Source organism: Saccharopolyspora sp. NPDC049357, from assembly GCF_040677225.1.
Taxonomy (GTDB): Bacteria; Actinomycetota; Actinomycetes; order Mycobacteriales; family Pseudonocardiaceae; genus Saccharopolyspora.
Genome location: NZ_JBFAQJ010000036.1, coordinates 1 through 16,101, shown reverse-complemented (window position 1 = coordinate 16,101; position 16,101 = coordinate 1). Strand labels below are relative to the sequence as shown.

The window sequence follows — 16,101 nt, the reverse complement described above, 5'->3', positions numbered from 1 at the left end:
GGCCCATGGAAACGGTCGCGATCACCGGTGGCACCGGTCATCTGGGACGTCAACTGGTTCGCCTGCTCAAGCCGACGCACCGGGTTCGGGTGCTCACCCGCCACCCGGGCACGGACACCGACGTCGAATGGGTGCCCGGGGACCTGGCCACCGGCGCGGGCGTCGAGGAGCTCGTCGCCGGGGCGAGCACCGTGGTGCACGCGGCCACCTGGTCACCGGGGGCGCAGCGCGGATACCTGCTGCCGGTGGACTTCTGGCGCAGCCCACCGGACGTCGACGTCGACGGCACCTCGCGGCTGATCGAAGCCGCCACGGCCGCGGGCGTCGGCCACCTGGTCTACGTCTCGATCGTCGGCATCGACCGACCGGCGCTGCCCTACCTGCGGCTCAAGCACACCGCGGAGGAACTGGTCAGCGTCTCGGACGTGCCGTGGTCGATCGCGCGAGCCACCCAGTTCCACTGGCTGCTGGACCGGATGTTCGGTCGCGCCGCTCGACTTCCCGCCATCCCGCTGCCGGGCGAGCTGCTCACTCAGCCGGTCGACGAGCGCGATTTCGCCGACCACCTCGCGGGATGCGTGACCGAGGGGCCATCGGGACGGCGTCCGGACTTCGGGGGCCCCGAGGTGCTCACGCTGAAGCAGGCGCTGACGGCCTGGCGCGAGGCGCGCGGGACGAAGCCGCGCGTGCTCAACCTTCCCGCCCCCAAACGCCTTCGGCGCATCGCGTCGGACTGGACGTGCCCGAACGACCGGCGCGGCCGGACCACCTGGGCGGAGTGGCTGCGCAACCACCCCGCCCAGTGAGCTGATCAGGCGATCTTCACCAGCATCTTGCCGGTGTTGTCACCGCGCATCAGGCCCAGGAACGCGTCGGGAGCGTTGCGCAGACCCTCCACGACCGTCTCGCGGTAGTTGATCTTGCCCTCGGCCAGCCAACCGCCGACCTCGCTGACGAACGCCTCCTTGAGGTGGGCGTGATCCCCGACGATGAAGCCGCGCAGCTTCAGGCGCTTCTGCACGATCATCATCATGTTGCGCGGGCCGGGCTGCGGGGTCTCGTTGTTGTACTGCGAGATCATCCCGCACTCGGCGGCGCGGCCGAAGTCGTTGAACGCCGAGATCGCGGCCTCGAGGTGCTCACCGCCGACGTTGTCGAAGTACACGTCGATGCCCTCCGGCGCGGCCTCCTCGAGCTGCTTGCGGACGGGTCCGTCGTGGTAGTCGAACGCCGCGTCGAAGCCGACCTCGTCGAGCAGGTACTTGACCTTCTCCGGGGAACCGGCGCTGCCGATGACCTTCTTGGCGCCGCGCAGCTTGGCGATCTGGCCGGCCAGCGAGCCGACCGCGCCCGCCGCGCCGGAGACGAACACGACGTCGCCCTCCTTCTGCTCGGCGACCTCGACGAGACCCGCGTAGGCGGTCATGCCGGGCATGCCGAGCACGTAGAGGTAGGCGCTCGGCGGCGCCACGTTCGCGTCGACCTTCGTGGCGTGCTTGACGGGTACGACCGCGTAGTCGCGCCAGCCCAGCATGTGCAGCACCAGGTCGCCGGGCTGGTAGCCCTCGGCGTTGCTGCTCACGACCTCACCGACGGCACCGCCCTGGAGCGCCTCGCCGACCTCGAAGGGCGGCACGTAGGACTTGCCCTCGTTCATCCGGCCCCGCATGTACGGGTCGACGCTCATGACCAGGTTGCGGACCAGCACTTCCCCGGCGCCCGGCTGCGGAGCCTCCACCTCGACGAAGTCGAAGTTGTCCATCGTCGGCAACCCCTGCGGGCGGGACGCGAGGCGGATCTCCAGGCCCTTGCTCATTCAACTGCTCCTTTCACCAGAACACTTTCCCCGGACTCTACGCGGCGGCACCGGCCGGTCGCCGGGGGACGATCACGATCGATCTCGGACGCGGCCGCGCGCCCGCAACGCCGCGTTGGGCAGCTCCGGCGCGGCCAGCGCGGGCTCCGGGTATCCGCGCACGACACCGAAACGCCCTCGCTCGTCGGTGGTTTCGCGCCCGTTCTCCCACTCGGCCCTGGCCTGTGCGACCTCGTCGTGGGTGCGGCCGACGAAGTTCCACCACATGACGATCTCCTCCTCGAAAGGCACGCCGCCGAGCAACATCGCCCGACCGGGGCCTGCTGTCTCGATCGTCACGTCGCCGCCGCCCCGCCCCACGTAGAGCATGTCGCCGGTGCGCACCTCCCGGCCGTCGACCACCAGGTCCGACAGCGCCAGCACCGCGTGCTCGAAGTCCCGCTCGACCGGGATGCGCATGGTCGCACCAGGATTGATGGCCAGTTCCGCGCCGACCAGCGGGGTGTAGGTCTTGGCCGGGGAGGCCGCGCCGAGCAGCGAGCCCATCAGCACCACCACCGAGCCCTCCGGGGTGGCGATCACCGGCAGGTCGCCGTGGTGCTCGAAGTGCGGGTCCACTCCCCGCTCGTCGGCGGGCAGCGCGACCCACAGCTGCACGCCGTGCAGGACCGCCGAGTGATCCGCCGGGGACTCCTCGGAGTGCGAGATGCCTCGGCCCGCGGTCATCAGGTTCAGCTGACCCGGCTCGACGAGCTGGGTGTTGCCGAGGCTGTCGCGGTGCAGGACCTGCCCGTCGAGCAGCCAGCTGACGGTTTGCAGACCGGTGTGCGGGTGCGGCGGCACCTGCATCCCGGCCTGACCTGAGATGTCCGCCGGACCGTAGAAGTCGGCGAAGCACCAGGCGCCGACCATCCGCCGGTCGCGGTTGGGCAGCGTCCGGCCGACCAGCATCGCGCGCGGACCGCCGAGCGGAACCTCGCGCGGTCGCAGCAGTTCGGGTTCTGGAGCAGCGGTGGTCACGCCTCCGCAGCGCAGCTCGTCGGGTTCGTTCTCGACATTGCTCACGTCCTCAGCCTCCTCCAGCGGGCCCGAGCATGCACAATCATCGTTGAAACATCATCCAACGACGGGAGAGCCGCGGTGAGCACCGAGCCCGCGATCACGGACAACCCCGACGCCGACCGGTTCGAGATCCACGTCGGCGGGGAGCTGGCGGGCTTCGCCGAGTACAAGCTCAAGACCGGGCAGATCTCGTTCACCCACACCGAGATCGACGACGGCTTCAGCGGTCAGGGCCTGGCGAGCCGGCTGGTGCGCGCCGCGCTGGACGAGGCTCGGGGGCGCGGGCTGGCGGTGCTGCCGTTCTGCCCGTACGTGCGCGGCTGGATCGCCAAGCACCCCGACTACGTCGACCTGGTCCCCGCCGAGCGCCGCGCCGGCTTCGAGCTGTGACACCACGTCCCAGATTGTGAGCCCTGCTAACTACCGGGGCTAGGCTGGCCACGACCACCCCCTACGCGATCAGGAGTCGATCCGTGCCCGACACTCCCCCACGTCGCCGACTCGGCCGCAACGGTCCCGAGGTCAGCGCCATCGGCTACGGCGCGATGGGCCTGTCCGGCGTCTACGGCACCGCCGACGACGCCGAATCGGCGAAGCTGCTCAACGACCTGCTCGACCTCGGGGTGAACTTCCTCGACACCGCCGACGTCTACGGCGACGGCCACAACGAGCAGCTCATCAGCGGGCTGCTCGCCGAACGCCGCGACGAAGTCGTGCTGGCCACCAAGTTCGGCGCCAACAAGGAGACCGGCGGCGGAAAGCCCGAGTACGTCCGGCAGGCCGTGGACGCCAGCCTGTCCCGGCTGGGCACCGACCACATCGACCTCTACTACCTGCACCGGCTGGACCGCACCACGCCCATCGAGGACACCGTCGGAGCGATGGCCGAGCTGGTCGCCGAGGGCAAGATCGGCCACATCGGGCTCTCGGAGATCAGCGCCGCGACGCTGCGCCGCGCGCACCAGGTCCACCCGATCACCGCGGTGCAGCAGGAGTACTCGCTGTTCACCCGCGACCCGGAGGCCGAGCTGCTGCCGGCGACCCGCGAGCTCGGCGTGAGCCTGGTGGCCTACTCGCCGCTGGGACGCGGGGTGCTCACCGGCTCGTTCACCAGCGCCTCCGACGTGGAGAACCTGGAGGTCCGCAAGAAGCGCTACCCGCGGTTCCAGGAGGAGAGCCTGCAGCGCAACATCGAGCTGACCCGGCCGCTGCGCGAGCACGCGGACCGCCTCGGGATCACCCCGGCGCAACTGGCGCTGGCGTGGCTGCTGGCTCAGGGCGAGGACGTCCTGCCGATCCCGGGCAGCCGCCGGATCGCCCGCGTCGAGGCCAACGTCCAGGCGGCCCACGTCAGCCTCAGCCCGGAGCTCGTCGCGGAGCTGTCCGAGCGGTTCCCGCCCGGCACCGCCGCGGGCGAGCGCTACCACCCGGACGGGATGTCCCGCCTGGACCGCTGACCACCTCAGCCCCGGGCGCCACCGTCCACGGCACCGGCGCCGATCAGCCGACGGTGGCTCCGAACAGAACGCCGAGCAGGTAGGTGACCGCCGCGGCCCCCAGGCCGATGGCCAATTGCCGCAGCGCCCGGGGCAGCGGGGCGGCTCCGGACAGAACGCCGACCGTGGCGCCGGTGAGCATCAGCGCGAGCCCCACCAGCACGACCGAGGTCACGATCGCCACCGGCCCGGTCAGGCCGACGGCGAAGGGCAGGACCGGGATCAGCGCACCGGAGGCGAAGAACACGAAGCTCGACACCGCTGCCTTCACACCCGACCCGACCACCTCGTGGTCGTCCGCGGCCTCCGCCGACGCCTCCGCGCGCAGGCTGGTCTCGGGGGCGTCGTCGGATTCCTGGTGGACGTGCGGCAGCGTCGACCGCAGCTGCCGCAGCAGGGCGTCGGCGCGGCGCTGCGCCTCGGCCTCGTCCATGCCCCTGGCCCGGTAGACGAGGGCGAGCTCGTTGGCGTCGACGTCGAGGTGCGGGACGACCGCGCGGGCTTGCGGGTCCGGAGCGGCCGCGGCGAGGAGCTCGCGCTGGGAGCGGACCGAGATGTATTCGCCGGCACCCATCGACAGGGCTCCCGCCAGCAGACCCGCGAACCCGGTCAGCAGCACGACCTCGGACGACAGGTTTCCGCCGATCACGCCCAGGACCAGCGCGAGGTTGCTGACCAGACCGTCGTTGGCGCCGAAGACCGCCGCGCGGAACGATCCCGACACCCGGGCGCGGCCGCGCGCGGCCAGGGCGCGCACGACCTCCTCGTGGATGCGCTCGTCGGCCGCCATCGAAGCCGGCACGTCCTGGTCGTAGTGGTACGGCGAGCGGCTTTCGGCGCGCTGGGCCAGGGCCAGGACGAACACCGAGCCGAAGCGGCGCGCCAGGGCCACCAGGACGCGCATCCGGACCTGCCCGCGCCGCTGCGGGCCGATCTCGTCGCCGAGCAGGTCCTCCCAGTAGCGGGCGTGGCGCTCCTCGGCTTCGGCGAGGTCGAGCAGGATCTCCCGCTCCTCGCCGCTGCGGCGAGCGGCCAGGCTCCGGTAGACGCGGGCCTCCTCGCGCTCGTCGGCGAGCCGGCGCCGCCAGCGCCGGATCGAACGGCCGTCATTGATCTTGTCCTGCACGCGTGCAGCCTCCCAGCGCCGACACGCGGTCACCACTCGACTCGCCGCTCACCCCTTCCGGCGACGGGCGGCCCAACCCGGCCCACTCCACCCGCGTGCCAACCCGGGTGAGGACACCTGCGCGGCTGCGGCACATCCGTTCCGTGACACGCGTGACCCCGTCGCGTGACGGCTGGGGCGGGTGGTGCAAGGTAGGGTTCCTGCGGCGCCGGGCGGACCGACGGAGGCTGATCGCATGAACCCCAAAGCCGTGACCGTGATCGTGATCGTCGTGGTGCTGGTGTGCGGCTCCCTGCTCGTGCGCGACCCCGTCTCGGCCGCTGAGGCGGTCCGCAACGCGGTCACCACCATCATCGGCGCGGTGACCACCGTCGTGAGCTCGCTGACCACCTTCTTCCAGGCGCTGTTCCAGCCCAAGTAGCACGAACTCGGCTGCTCAGCACCGCCGGAGGCAGTAGTCTGGGTCGGCAATGTCGTGAATCCGGGACACCTGGGGTCGACATGAGCAAGCTGACCCAGCCGACGAAGCCCGAGAGCAAGCTGTCCCGCTCGATGGCCGAGGGAGCCGACGAGCTGGACAAGCGATTCCGCGCGGCACCGGGGATGAGGCGCCAGCTCAACAAGGTCTTCCCCACCAACTGGGGTTTCCTGCTCGGCGAGATCGCCCTCTACAGCTTCATCGTCCTGCTGCTGACCGGCACCTACCTCGCGTACTTCTTCGACCCGTCGATGGCCGAGGTGACCTACGACGGCCGGTTCACCAACCTCCGCGGCGTCCAGATGTCCCGGGCGTTCGAGAGCACGCTCGACATCTCCTTCGAGGTCCGGGGCGGGATGTTCGCCCGGCAGCTGCACCACTGGGCCGCGCTGATCTTCATGGCCGCGATCGTGGCGCACATGTTCCGGATCTTCTTCACCGGAGCGTTCCGACGCCCGCGCGAGACCAACTGGCTCATCGGCGTCAGCCTGTTCGTGCTGGGCATGTTCGAGGGCTTCATCGGCTACTCGCTGCCCGACGACCTGCTCTCCGGCACCGGCCTCCGGATCGCCTCCGGCATCCTGCTGTCCATCCCGGTCATCGGCACGTGGCTGCACTGGCTGCTGTTCGGCTCGGAGTTCCCCGGTACCGAGATCATCCCGCGCTTCTACCTGTTCCACGTGTTCCTGCTGCCCGGGATCATCCTCGCGCTCGTCGCGGCCCACCTGGCGATCGTGTGGTACCAGAAGCACACCCAGTACCCGGGGCCCAAGCGCACCGAGTCCAACGTGGTGGGTGTGCGGATCATGCCGGTGTTCGCGGCGAAGTCGGCCGCGTTCTTCCTCATCGTCACCGGCGTGCTGGCGATCATGAGCGGCATCTTCCAGATCAACTCCATCTGGAACTTCGGCCCCTACGTCGCGTCGCAGGTCTCCTCCGCCTCCCAGCCCGACTGGTACATGATGTGGACCGACGGGATGGGCCGGTTGTGGCCGCCGTGGGAGCTCTACCTCGGGCCGTTCACCATCGGTTCCCCGTTCTTCCCGCTGATCCTGGGCATGGGGCTGGTGTTCACCGTCGCCGCGATGTACCCGATGCTGGAGCGCAAGCTGAGCGGCGACGACGCGCACCACAACCTGCTGCAGCGCCCGCGCGACAACCCGGTCCGCACCTCGCTGGGCATGATGGCGATCGCGTTCTTCGTCGTCGTGCTCATCTCCGGGATGAACGACATCGTCGCCTTCGTGTTCCACCTGTCGCTGAACATGACGACCTGGGCCGGACGCATCGGGGTGCTGGTGCTCCCACCGCTGGCCTACTACATCACCTACCGGATCTGCATCGGGTTGCAGCGCGGCGACCGCGAGGTGCTGGAGCACGGCGTGGAGACCGGCATCGTCAAGCGGCTCCCGCACGGCGAGTTCATCGAGGTGCACCAGCCGCTCGGCCCGGTCGACGAGCACGGCCACCCTCGACCGCTGGACTACCAGGGCGCCCCGGTGCCCAAGAAGATGAACAAGCTCGGCGCGGCGGGGCACTCCGTCCCCGGCAGCCTGCTGCGGCCCGACCCGCCCGAGGAGACCCGGGCGCTGGAGTCCGCGCAGGAACAGGACGAGGAATCGCAGGTGAAATCCGGTCGACCACGCCCGCCCGAAGACTGAGGCCCGGTCCGCGCGAGCCGATCCGGCGCATAGGGTGCTCGACGTGTCCAACCGGGAACTCGTCGTGCTCGGCACCGCAAGCCAGGCGCCGACCCGCACCCGCAACCACAACGGCTACCTGCTGCGCTGGGACGGTCTGGGGCTGCTGTTCGACCCGGGAGAGGGCACGCAGCGGCAGATGACCTTCGCCGGCGTCAGCGCCAACGACGTCGACCACCTGTGCATCACGCACTTCCACGGTGATCACTGCCTGGGGGTGCCCGGGGTGGTGCACCGGATGTCGAGCGACCGGGTTCGCGGCGCGGTGCACGCGCACTACCCGGCGTCGGGCGCGAAGTTCTTCGGCCACCTGCGCTACGCGGCGGCCTACGACGACTCGGTCCAGCTCGACGAGCACCCGATCACCGGCGACGGCACGATCGCGCGAGGCCCGTTCGGATCGTTGCGGGCGGTGCGGCTGGAACACCGCATCGAGGTCTTCGGCTACCGGCTCGAAGAACCCGACGGCCGCCGCATGCTGCCGGACGCGCTGGCGCGGCTGGGCGTGCGCGGACCCGACATCGGCAGGCTCCAGCGGGAGGGATCGGTGCGGGTCGCCGACCGGACCGTGGAGCTGGCGGAGGTCAGCGAGCAACGCGCGGGGCAGCGGTTCGCGTTCGTGATGGACACCCGCCTCTGCGACGGCGTGTTCGAGCTGGCCGACGACGCGGACATGCTGGTCATCGAATCGACCTTCCTCGACCAGGACGCCGACCTCGCCGATCGGTACCGGCACCTGACCGCCGCGCAGGCCGGCCGGGTCGCCGCGGACTGCGGGGTCCGGTGCCTGGTGCTGACCCACTTCTCGCAGCGCTACACCGACCCGCGCCGCTTCCACGACGAGGCGGCGGCGGTCTTCGACGGCACGATCGTCGTCGCGTCCGATCTCGACCGCATCCCGGTCCCGCCGCGCCGCTGACACCGCAACACGCCGTTCTGGATCCGCTGCCGGTGGCGGTGGTGCGCCGTACGGTGTGCGCAAGCGTTTGCCGCCGGATGTGAGGAGCGGGACCGGATGACCAGCGCCGATGTGCTCGTCGATGCGTTCAGCCGGATTCAGGGAGCGGTGCACGAATCGGTCGCCGGTCTCGACGAGGAGGCGCTGGCGCAGCGCATCGACCCCGAGTCCAATTCGATCGCCTGGCTGCTGTGGCACCTGGCGCGGGTGCAGGACGACCACATCGCCGACGTCGCCGAGACCGAGCAGGTGTGGCTGGTGCAGAACTGGGCCGCGCGGTTCGCGCTGCCGCTGGACGAGGAGGACACCGGCTACGGCCACGACTCGGACCAGGTCGAGTCGGTGCGCGCCACCGGCGAGCTGCTGACCGGCTACTACGACGCGGTGCACGAGCAGACGCTGCGGTTCGTCACCGGCCTCGACGACGCCGACCTGGACGAGATCATCGACGCCAGCTGGTCCCCGCCGGTCACCCTGGGCGTGCGCTTGGTGAGCGTGATCGCCGACGACCTGCAGCACGCCGGCCAGGCCGCGCTGCTCAACGGGTTCCTGCGCCGCACCCGGTGACCGTGGCGATCCGCTGCGCCGATGCCGGACAATCGCGGCATGAGCGAACGCAAGCCTCCCGGGGTCACGTTCGAGTCGTGGGTGGACCGGCAGATCCGCACCGCCCAGGAACGCGGTGACTTCGACGACCTGCCCGGGGCGGGCAAGCCGCTGCCGGGTGCCGGTGCTCCGCTGGAGGAGCAGTGGTGGATCAAGGAGCAGATCCGCCGCGAGGGCCTCTCCGGTGATGCGCTGCTGCCCACTCCCCTGAGGTTGCGGCGCGAGGTCGAGAACCTGCCGGAGACCGTGGCCGACCTGACCACCGAGCAGGCCGTGCGCGACGCTGCGGGCGAGCTCAACCGGCGCATCGTGGAGCACCTGCGCTTCCCCGCGGGCCCGCAGGTGGCGGTGGCTCCGGTCGACGTGGACGCGCTGGTCGAGCGGTGGCGGTCCCAGCGGCCCGCCCCGGGGCCGCGCGAAACTCCGGCCCCGCCCGCCCAACGGCGCGACGCTCCTCGCAAGCGCCGGTGGTTCCGCCGCTGACCTGTGCGTTCCCACTGCGCGGGAGCGCTTTGACCAGAACAGTGGGAACTGCTTCCATCTTGTGGCATGGCCTCCGGACCGCTGCTCGTGCAGCGTGCGCACATCGACCTGCTGTGGGTCGCCTCCGCTGCGTGTCCGCGCGGTTGAGCTCTTCCGCTCCCGTCCGTTCACACCCCGCAGCGATGGAGAAACGTGCCATGACGCTGGACCCGACAACAGCCGACTTCGCCCCGGAGGACGCCGGTCTCGTCGAAGTGACCGCCCGATTCGTGGTCACCCGCGAAGACCTGGGCCTGCTGGAGAGGATCCTGACCCGCAACGCCGAGCTGCGCGAAGCGATCCCGGCGCAGTCCACGGTGGACGCCACGCCGGTGGAATCGCCGAAGCTGCGAATCCTGGTGGCCGGCAGGCAGATCGTCCGCCCGGACGGCACCCACATCCGCTTCACCCGGCTGGAGTTCGACCTGCTGCTGTTCCTGGCCCGCAACCCCGGCCGGGTGCACCACCGCAACACGCTGCTGGCGGCGGTGTGGGACTTCTCCAGCGAACCCCGCACGCGCACCGTCGACGTCCACGTCCGCCGGCTCCGCAACAAGCTCGGCCCCGAGATGGATCTCATCACCACGGTGCGCGGCGTCGGATATCGGCTCGATCACGCCGAGCGCATCCGAATCATCACCGACTAGACAGATCGCGTTGACCGCGAACAGCGATCGCGCAATCCTGGTGAAGTTTCGTCGGCGAACTGAATCCAGGGTGGGACATGACCGTGGTGATCGGCGTCCTGGTGCACGCGCGGCACCAGGAGGTCTTCCGCCAGGCAGCGAGCACCGTCTCCGGCGTCACCCTGCGCTGGGCCGTCTGCGGGGAGCCCGCCCAGGCCGGGGACGGGCTGCGGGAACTGCTCACCTCGCCTGGGGTGAACGGGCTGCTCATCGGCCCGCGTTCCTACGAGGCCGTGCGCGGTCAGGTACCCGAGGAGCTCCCGGTGGCGGTGACGCGACCGAGCTCGCTGGAGCTGGCGCTGGCGGTCGCCAGGATGCGCAACGACTACCCCGAGCACCGCAGGGCCAGCATCGACACCTTCGACCACCACGTGATCCAGGAGGTCGCCACCACGCTCGGCGTCCGCCACTCCGCGCTCCCCTACGCCACCGATCAGCCGATCGCGGAGATCCTGGCCCACCACCGCGCGGCGTTGCGCAACGGCGGCGTGGTGATCACCCCGCGCCTGGAGGTGGCCGAGGCGCTGCGCGCCGAGGCACCGGTGGTCGACACCGACCTGCTGGCGGCATCCGTGCGCGCCGAACTGCAGGACCTGCTGCTGCGGGTGAGGGCCGGTCAGGCCGAGGATCGTCGTTTCGCCGCCGGGGTCTTCCAGGTCCGCGACGGTGAGGACGTCGAACGCGCGCGGGCGGGGTTGCGTGAAATCCTGCTGCAGGACCCGCAATTGGCCGGCTCGTGGGTGGAGAACCGCGGCAAGCGCGGACTGGTCCTGTTCGCCCACAAGGCGTTGCTGGAAGGCGCGACGGCGGGCTGGCAGGTGGTTCCGGGCTTGCAGCAGGCCGAACGCAGCATGGACGTGCGCATCGCCGCCGGTTTCGGGCTGGGCGCTTCGGTGCGGGCCGGGATCGCGCTCGCCGAGCGCGCGGCGGTGCGCGCCGAGGCCGAGCCGCACTCCTGCGGGTTCGTCATCCAGGACAGCGGCGTCATCATCGGTCCGATCGGAGGTGCCGGACGGCGCACCGAGTTCGCCTACCGGGACCACAGCGCCGAGCTGGAGCGGATGGCCCGCGAGGTCGGGTTGAGCCCGACGACGCTGTCCCGCCTGGTCTCGCTGGAACGCGAGCTGCGCGGGCGGGCGGTCTCGCCCAGCGAGCTGGCCACCTTGCTCGGCATCACCGATCCGAGCGGGAGGCGGCTGATCCGCAAGCTCGGCACCGCCGAACTGGTCACGTCCGAGGGCAGCGCACAACCCACCCGGCGCGGCCGACCGACCCGCCTCTACCGGCTCCGCGTCGGCGAAGCCCTGGGCCAGTCAGGCACCGCCCTCGACTAAGAGGTGTTTAGGAATCACTCTGCTTGGCGGTGCGGGTAGCGGAACCTGAGGCAGTCCTCCTGCTCCGGGCGCGTCGACTCATGTATGCCAATACACCACGTCGACACGTCCTCACAGGAGGACCACCTCAGAACCCGCGGCGGTGCGAGCTGAGTCCCGCACCTGAAACAGCGGCTACCGCCGCATTCCTCAACAGGACCCAGACGCACCGCTCGACCGTGAGAACGGCGGTTGATCGCGGCGATGCCGTCGGTCAACCGTCCCCGCGCTCTGGGCGGGTGAGTTCGGCAAGAGGTTGACAAGCTTGCGCAAGTTTGGTCAATATCTCTTCTGCCCGGCGCACCGCCGGGGTGCGACGGAGCGGAGGGGCGATGGCGCCGACCTTGACCGACGTGGCGAAACGAGCCGACGTCGCGCTGTCCACGGCCTCGCGCGCCTTCAGCGACCCGCAGCGGCTCGGCCCGGGCACCTTGCGCAAGGTCCTCGACGCGGCCCAGGAACTCGGCTACCAGACCACCAAACCGCCGGAGGGGCAGGTCGCCGGTTCCACGGTGGCGATGGTCGTGCCCGACATCGCCAATCCCGTCTACGGCACGCTGGTCAAGGCGGCGCAGGGCGAAGGACGGCGGCGCAGGCACACCCTGGTCCTCCACGACACCGACCGCGACCCGGAGCGCGAACGCGAGGCCATCGCGCACCTGCGCAGCCAGGTCTCGGCCATCGTCCTGTGCTCGTCGCGGTTGCCCGCCGACGAACTCGTCGAGCTGTGCGGGTCGACGCCGTCAGTGCTGATCAACCAGGAGCACGACGCCGTCGACTGCGTGCTCGCCGACGCCGGTGACGGCCTGCGCCAGGCCGTCGACTACCTCGCCGCGCTGGGCCACGGGAGCATCGCGTTCGTCTCCGGCTCCACGCACTCCTGGTCCAGCCCCCGCCGCGTGCGGCTCGTCGAAGCCCTCGCCGCCGAGGCCGGCCTCTCGCTGCACGTGCTGGACTGGCACGCCGAAACCGTCGCCGCCGGAACGGCCGTGGCGGCCAGCGTGCTGGCCACCGGAGCCTCAGCGGTCATCACCCACAACGACCTGGTCGCCTTCGGCGTGATCAAGGGTGCTCGCGCGCTGGGGGTGCAGGTCCCCGAAGGGCTCAGCGTCATCGGCATCGACGACGTGGCGCTCACCGAGGTCTCCCGCCCGTCGCTGACCAGCATCTCCATCCCGTGGTCCAAGGCGGGAACGCTGAGCATGGAGCTGCTCGGCCCGATCCTCGGCGGACATCGCCCGCCGCCGCGCAAGCACCTGCTGCCCGCGCACCTGGTCGTGCGCGACTCGACCGCTCCCCCCGCCCGTCGGCCCGCCTGATTGGTTCGCCATGCAACGACTCAACGCGTCCACCACGCCCGTCTCCGCCCTGCAGCACCACCGCTCGCTGGGCGCGCCGGGCATCGTCCACCTGGGACTCGGCAACTTCCACCGCGCGCACCAGGCCGTGCACACCGCCCGCGCGCTGGAGCACACCGAAGGGCCGTGGGCGATCGTCGGCGTGGCCAACTCCTCGGCGGCCACCGCCCAGGCCATGCGCGAGCAGGACATGCGCTACGGGGTCGTGGAGATCTCCCCGGAGCGCACCGAGATCGGCGTCCCGGCCGTGCACAGCGACGTGCTGGTCGCCGCGCAGCAGCCGGACGCGGTCCTGGACGCGCTGTCGGCGCACGAGACCCGCATCGTCACGCTGACGATCACCGAGAAGGGCTACAGCTACTCGCCGCGCACCAAGTCCCTCGACCTCGACGACCCGGGAATCCGGGCCGACCTGGCCGGTGGCGCACCGCGCACCACGATCGGCCGGCTGGCGCGCGCGCTCCAGCGCCGCGCCGCCACGCACGCCTCGCCGGTGGCGATCCTCAGCTGCGACAACCTCACCGGCAACGGCGAGCTCACCGCACGCCTGGTGCGCGAGTTCGCCGAGGCCCTGCCCGCCGCCGAGCGCGACGACCTGCTCGCCTACCTGCGCGGCTCGGTCAGCTTCCCGAACGGGATGGTCGACCGGATCGTGCCGGCGACCACCGACACCTACCGCCGGGCCGTCGCCGACCGGCTCGGACTGCGCGACGAGGCCCCGGTGCCCGCCGAACCGTTCAGCATGTGGGTGCTGGAGGACCACTTCGCCGCGGGCCGTCCGGCCTGGGAGCACGGCGGCGTCACCTTCACCGACGACGTCGAGCCCTACGAGCTGATGAAGCTGCGGCTGCTCAACGGCACGCACTCGCTGATCGCCTACCTGGGCGCGCTCGACGGCTGCGACCTGATCGCCGAGGCCACCGCCCGGCCGCACATCGCCGAAGCCGCGCGGCGGCTGATGCGCGCCGACTACCTGCCGACGCTGACGATGCCCGCCGACATCGACTTCGAGGACTACTCCGCCCAGCTGTTCACGCGCTGGAGCAACAGCGCGCTGGGCCACCGCACGCGGCAGGTCGGCTCCGACGGCTCGACCAAGCTCGCCCAGCGCGTCCCGGAACCCGCCGCGCTGCACCTCAAGGCCGGCCGGGTGCCGCAGCACCTCGCGCTGAGCGTGGCCGCCTACCTGCGCTGCACCACCGCGCCGGAGACCACCGAGCACACCGCGGCGATGGTCGACCCGGCCGCCGAGGCGCTGCGCACCGCGCGCGCGAACGCCTCCGGCACGCGCGAGTTCGTCGCCGCCGCACTGCGCGACGGACTGCTGGGCGACGAAATCGCCGCGCACCAGGAGTTCCAGACGCGGGTCGCCGAGCTCGTCGACGTGCTCAGCACCCACGGGGTCGCCGCGGCGACCGAAGAAGCACTGCAAGCCGACGGATAACGGACCGCACGAGAAGATTGCGTGGACCCATGAGCGAACAAAGAAGTTCCACTGCGGACACCACCGAAGCCCCTCCGGACCGCAAGGCCGTGCGGCGCGCGGCGTGGGCCGGGCTGATCGGCACGACGCTGGAGCAGTACGACTTCGTCATCTACGGCACCGCGTCGGCGCTGATCTTCAGCAAGCTGTTCTTCCCGAACATCTCGCCGGTCGCCGGGATCCTGGCCTCCTTCAGCGCCTACGCCGTCGGTTTCGCCGCGCGGCCGCTGGGCGGGCTGATCTTCTCCCGCTTCGGTGACCGACTGGGCCGCAAGTGGGTCCTGGTGGCCACGCTGCTGCTGATGGGCGGGTCCACGCTGGCCATCGGCCTGCTGCCCACCTATTCGCAGGTGGGGCTCTTAGCGCCGGTCCTGCTGGTCGCGTGCCGGTTCTTCCAGGGCATGGGTGCCGGTGCCGAGCAGGCCGGTGGCGCCACGCTGCTCACCGAGACCGCTGGGCGGGGCAAGCGCGGTGCGCTGGCGTCGCTGGTGATGACCGGTGCCGCGCTGGGCACCGCGCTCGGTGCGGTCGCGTGGATCCTCGCGCAGTCGCTGCCCGAGGACGCCTTGATGAGCTGGGGCTGGCGGCTGGTGTTCGGCAGCAGCCTGCTGGTGACGATCGCCGCGCTGGTCATCCGGCGCAAGCTCAACGAGAGCCCGGTGTTCCAGGAGCTCAAGGAGCAGGTCGGCGAGACGAAGGCACCGGTGGCCGAGACGTTCAGCAAGGGTCGCAAGCCGCTGCTGCTGGCGTTCTTCCTCAACGTCGGTTCCAACGCCCAGTCCTACACCTACCAGGTGTTCATGGCCTCCTACCTGGTCTCCACGGTCGGGGTGGACAAGGCGTTCGTGCCGAAGGTGCTGCTGCTGGGCGCGATCTGCGGTGGCATCGCCGCGTTCGGGTTCGGCGCGCTGTCCGATGTGGTCGGTCGCAAGAGCGTCTACTCCACCATCATGGGCGCGCTGGTGCTGCTGCCGGTGCCGACGTTCATCGCGCTCAACACCGGCTCACCGGTGGCGATCACGGTGGCGATCGTGCTCGGGTTCATCCTGGCCTGCCACGGATCGGTCGGCGTGCAGATGAGCTACTTCCCGGAGCTGTTCGGCAACCGCTACCGCTACGCGGGCGTGGCGCTGGGCCGCGAGTTCTCCTCGGTCGTCGGCGGCGGCGTCGCGCCGCTGATCTGCGCGGGCCTGATGGCCGCGTTCGGCGGATCGTGGGTCCCGGTCGCGATCTACATGATGGTGATCATGGCTATCAGCTTCATCGCCTCCCTCGTCGCACCGGAGACCAAGGACCGCGACCTCAACGTCGCCCACGACGCGGCCTGAGCTCTCCACCCGGAGCGGGCATCGGCCACGTGACCTCGTGATCGTGCCGATGCCGGTGCTGCGGTAGGCGGTCGCCACGTCTCCCCAGGGCAGCGAGGTCACCTGGCGC

At 70.7% G+C, this 16,101-nt stretch carries 16 protein-coding genes; 13 read left to right on the top strand and 3 right to left on the bottom strand.

Annotated elements, in window-relative coordinates; genetic code table 11:
• Positions 1 to 5: 5 nt before the first annotated feature.
• On the top strand, positions 6 to 806 hold the full coding sequence (locus AB0J91_RS25085; protein WP_363873253.1) for an NAD(P)H-binding protein: 801 nt from the start codon (positions 6 to 8) through the stop codon (positions 804 to 806).
• Between the two features lie 5 nt (positions 807 to 811).
• On the opposite strand, the gene AB0J91_RS25080 is transcribed toward AB0J91_RS25085, so the two are convergent.
• On the bottom strand, positions 812 to 1,816 hold the full coding sequence (locus AB0J91_RS25080) for an NADP-dependent oxidoreductase (RefSeq protein WP_363873251.1): 1,005 nt from the start codon (positions 1,814 to 1,816) through the stop codon (positions 812 to 814).
• Positions 1,817 to 1,888: 72 nt separating this feature from the next.
• A complete protein-coding gene (locus AB0J91_RS25075) occupies positions 1,889 to 2,881 on the bottom strand; it encodes a pirin family protein (protein WP_363873248.1) in 993 nt (330 codons plus the stop codon).
• Positions 2,882 to 2,956: 75 nt separating this feature from the next.
• Here AB0J91_RS25075 and AB0J91_RS25070 point away from each other — a divergent pair, with 75 nt between their 5' ends.
• Together AB0J91_RS25070 and AB0J91_RS25065 are read left to right on the top strand one after the other, a co-directional pair.
• Complete coding sequence (locus tag AB0J91_RS25070) at positions 2,957 to 3,268, top strand: GNAT family N-acetyltransferase (protein ID WP_363873245.1); 312 nt, start codon at positions 2,957 to 2,959, stop codon at positions 3,266 to 3,268.
• 83 nt (positions 3,269 to 3,351) lie between these two features.
• Entirely contained in the window at positions 3,352 to 4,335 is a 984-nt protein-coding gene (locus AB0J91_RS25065; protein WP_363873242.1) for an aldo/keto reductase, read from the top strand.
• A 43-nt stretch (positions 4,336 to 4,378) separates the two neighbouring features.
• Here the strand turns inward: AB0J91_RS25065 and AB0J91_RS25060 are convergent, their stop codons facing one another.
• The gene (locus tag AB0J91_RS25060; RefSeq protein WP_363873240.1) at positions 4,379 to 5,500 is read right to left on the bottom strand and encodes a VIT1/CCC1 transporter family protein; all 1,122 of its coding nucleotides are present in this window, start codon (positions 5,498 to 5,500) and stop codon (positions 4,379 to 4,381) included.
• A 235-nt stretch (positions 5,501 to 5,735) separates the two neighbouring features.
• On the opposite strand from AB0J91_RS25060, the gene AB0J91_RS25055 reads away from it, so the two are divergent.
• The 10 genes from AB0J91_RS25055 (at position 5,736) to AB0J91_RS25010 (ending at position 15,992) form a co-directional block, all read left to right on the top strand.
• On the top strand, positions 5,736 to 5,921 hold the full coding sequence (locus tag AB0J91_RS25055) for a hypothetical protein (protein ID WP_363788585.1): 186 nt from the start codon (positions 5,736 to 5,738) through the stop codon (positions 5,919 to 5,921).
• 80 nt (positions 5,922 to 6,001) lie between these two features.
• Positions 6,002 to 7,639 carry a ubiquinol-cytochrome c reductase cytochrome b subunit gene (locus AB0J91_RS25050; RefSeq protein ID WP_363873237.1) on the top strand — a complete coding sequence of 546 codons (1,638 nt, stop codon included), beginning with the start codon at positions 6,002 to 6,004 and terminating at the stop codon, positions 7,637 to 7,639.
• 43 nt (positions 7,640 to 7,682) lie between these two features.
• Entirely contained in the window at positions 7,683 to 8,597 is a 915-nt protein-coding gene (locus AB0J91_RS25045) for a ribonuclease Z (protein WP_363873234.1), read from the top strand.
• A 96-nt stretch (positions 8,598 to 8,693) separates the two neighbouring features.
• Entirely contained in the window at positions 8,694 to 9,203 is a 510-nt protein-coding gene (locus AB0J91_RS25040; protein WP_363873231.1) for a DUF664 domain-containing protein, read from the top strand.
• A gap of 39 nt (positions 9,204 to 9,242) precedes the next feature.
• Positions 9,243 to 9,725 (top strand): DUF1992 domain-containing protein, encoded by a 483-nt coding sequence (locus AB0J91_RS25035; protein ID WP_363873229.1) that lies wholly within the window; start codon positions 9,243 to 9,245, stop codon positions 9,723 to 9,725.
• A gap of 182 nt (positions 9,726 to 9,907) precedes the next feature.
• A complete protein-coding gene (locus AB0J91_RS25030) occupies positions 9,908 to 10,411 on the top strand; it encodes a winged helix-turn-helix domain-containing protein (protein WP_363873226.1) in 504 nt (167 codons plus the stop codon).
• Positions 10,412 to 10,488: 77 nt separating this feature from the next.
• Positions 10,489 to 11,784, top strand: coding sequence for a hypothetical protein (locus AB0J91_RS25025; protein WP_363873224.1), 1,296 nt, complete (start codon positions 10,489 to 10,491; stop codon positions 11,782 to 11,784).
• 371 nt (positions 11,785 to 12,155) lie between these two features.
• A complete protein-coding gene (locus AB0J91_RS25020; RefSeq protein ID WP_363873221.1) occupies positions 12,156 to 13,142 on the top strand; it encodes a LacI family DNA-binding transcriptional regulator in 987 nt (328 codons plus the stop codon).
• A 10-nt stretch (positions 13,143 to 13,152) separates the two neighbouring features.
• On the top strand, positions 13,153 to 14,625 hold the full coding sequence (locus tag AB0J91_RS25015) for a mannitol dehydrogenase family protein (protein ID WP_363873218.1): 1,473 nt from the start codon (positions 13,153 to 13,155) through the stop codon (positions 14,623 to 14,625).
• Positions 14,626 to 14,654: 29 nt separating this feature from the next.
• Positions 14,655 to 15,992, top strand: a complete 1,338-nt coding sequence (locus tag AB0J91_RS25010) for an MFS transporter (RefSeq protein WP_363873215.1) — start codon at positions 14,655 to 14,657, stop codon at positions 15,990 to 15,992.
• Positions 15,993 to 16,101 lie beyond the last annotated feature (109 nt).

Excerpts from the sequence above, each read along its gene's own strand:
- AB0J91_RS25085 (WP_363873253.1), top strand. The coding sequence starts at position 6 with ATGGAAACGGTCGCGATCACCGGTGGCACCGGTCATCTGGGACGTCAA.
- AB0J91_RS25080 (WP_363873251.1), bottom strand. The coding sequence starts at position 1,816 with ATGAGCAAGGGCCTGGAGATCCGCCTCGCGTCCCGCCCGCAGGGGTTG.
- AB0J91_RS25035 (WP_363873229.1), top strand. The coding sequence starts at position 9,243 with ATGAGCGAACGCAAGCCTCCCGGGGTCACGTTCGAGTCGTGGGTGGAC.
- AB0J91_RS25015 (WP_363873218.1), top strand. The coding sequence starts at position 13,153 with ATGCAACGACTCAACGCGTCCACCACGCCCGTCTCCGCCCTGCAGCAC.
- AB0J91_RS25020 (WP_363873221.1), top strand. The coding sequence starts at position 12,156 with ATGGCGCCGACCTTGACCGACGTGGCGAAACGAGCCGACGTCGCGCTG.
- AB0J91_RS25010 (WP_363873215.1), top strand. The coding sequence starts at position 14,655 with ATGAGCGAACAAAGAAGTTCCACTGCGGACACCACCGAAGCCCCTCCG.
- AB0J91_RS25030 (WP_363873226.1), top strand. The coding sequence starts at position 9,908 with ATGGAGAAACGTGCCATGACGCTGGACCCGACAACAGCCGACTTCGCC.
- AB0J91_RS25040 (WP_363873231.1), top strand. The coding sequence starts at position 8,694 with ATGACCAGCGCCGATGTGCTCGTCGATGCGTTCAGCCGGATTCAGGGA.
- AB0J91_RS25050 (WP_363873237.1), top strand. The coding sequence starts at position 6,002 with ATGAGCAAGCTGACCCAGCCGACGAAGCCCGAGAGCAAGCTGTCCCGC.
- AB0J91_RS25025 (WP_363873224.1), top strand. The coding sequence starts at position 10,489 with ATGACCGTGGTGATCGGCGTCCTGGTGCACGCGCGGCACCAGGAGGTC.
- AB0J91_RS25055 (WP_363788585.1), top strand. The coding sequence starts at position 5,736 with ATGAACCCCAAAGCCGTGACCGTGATCGTGATCGTCGTGGTGCTGGTG.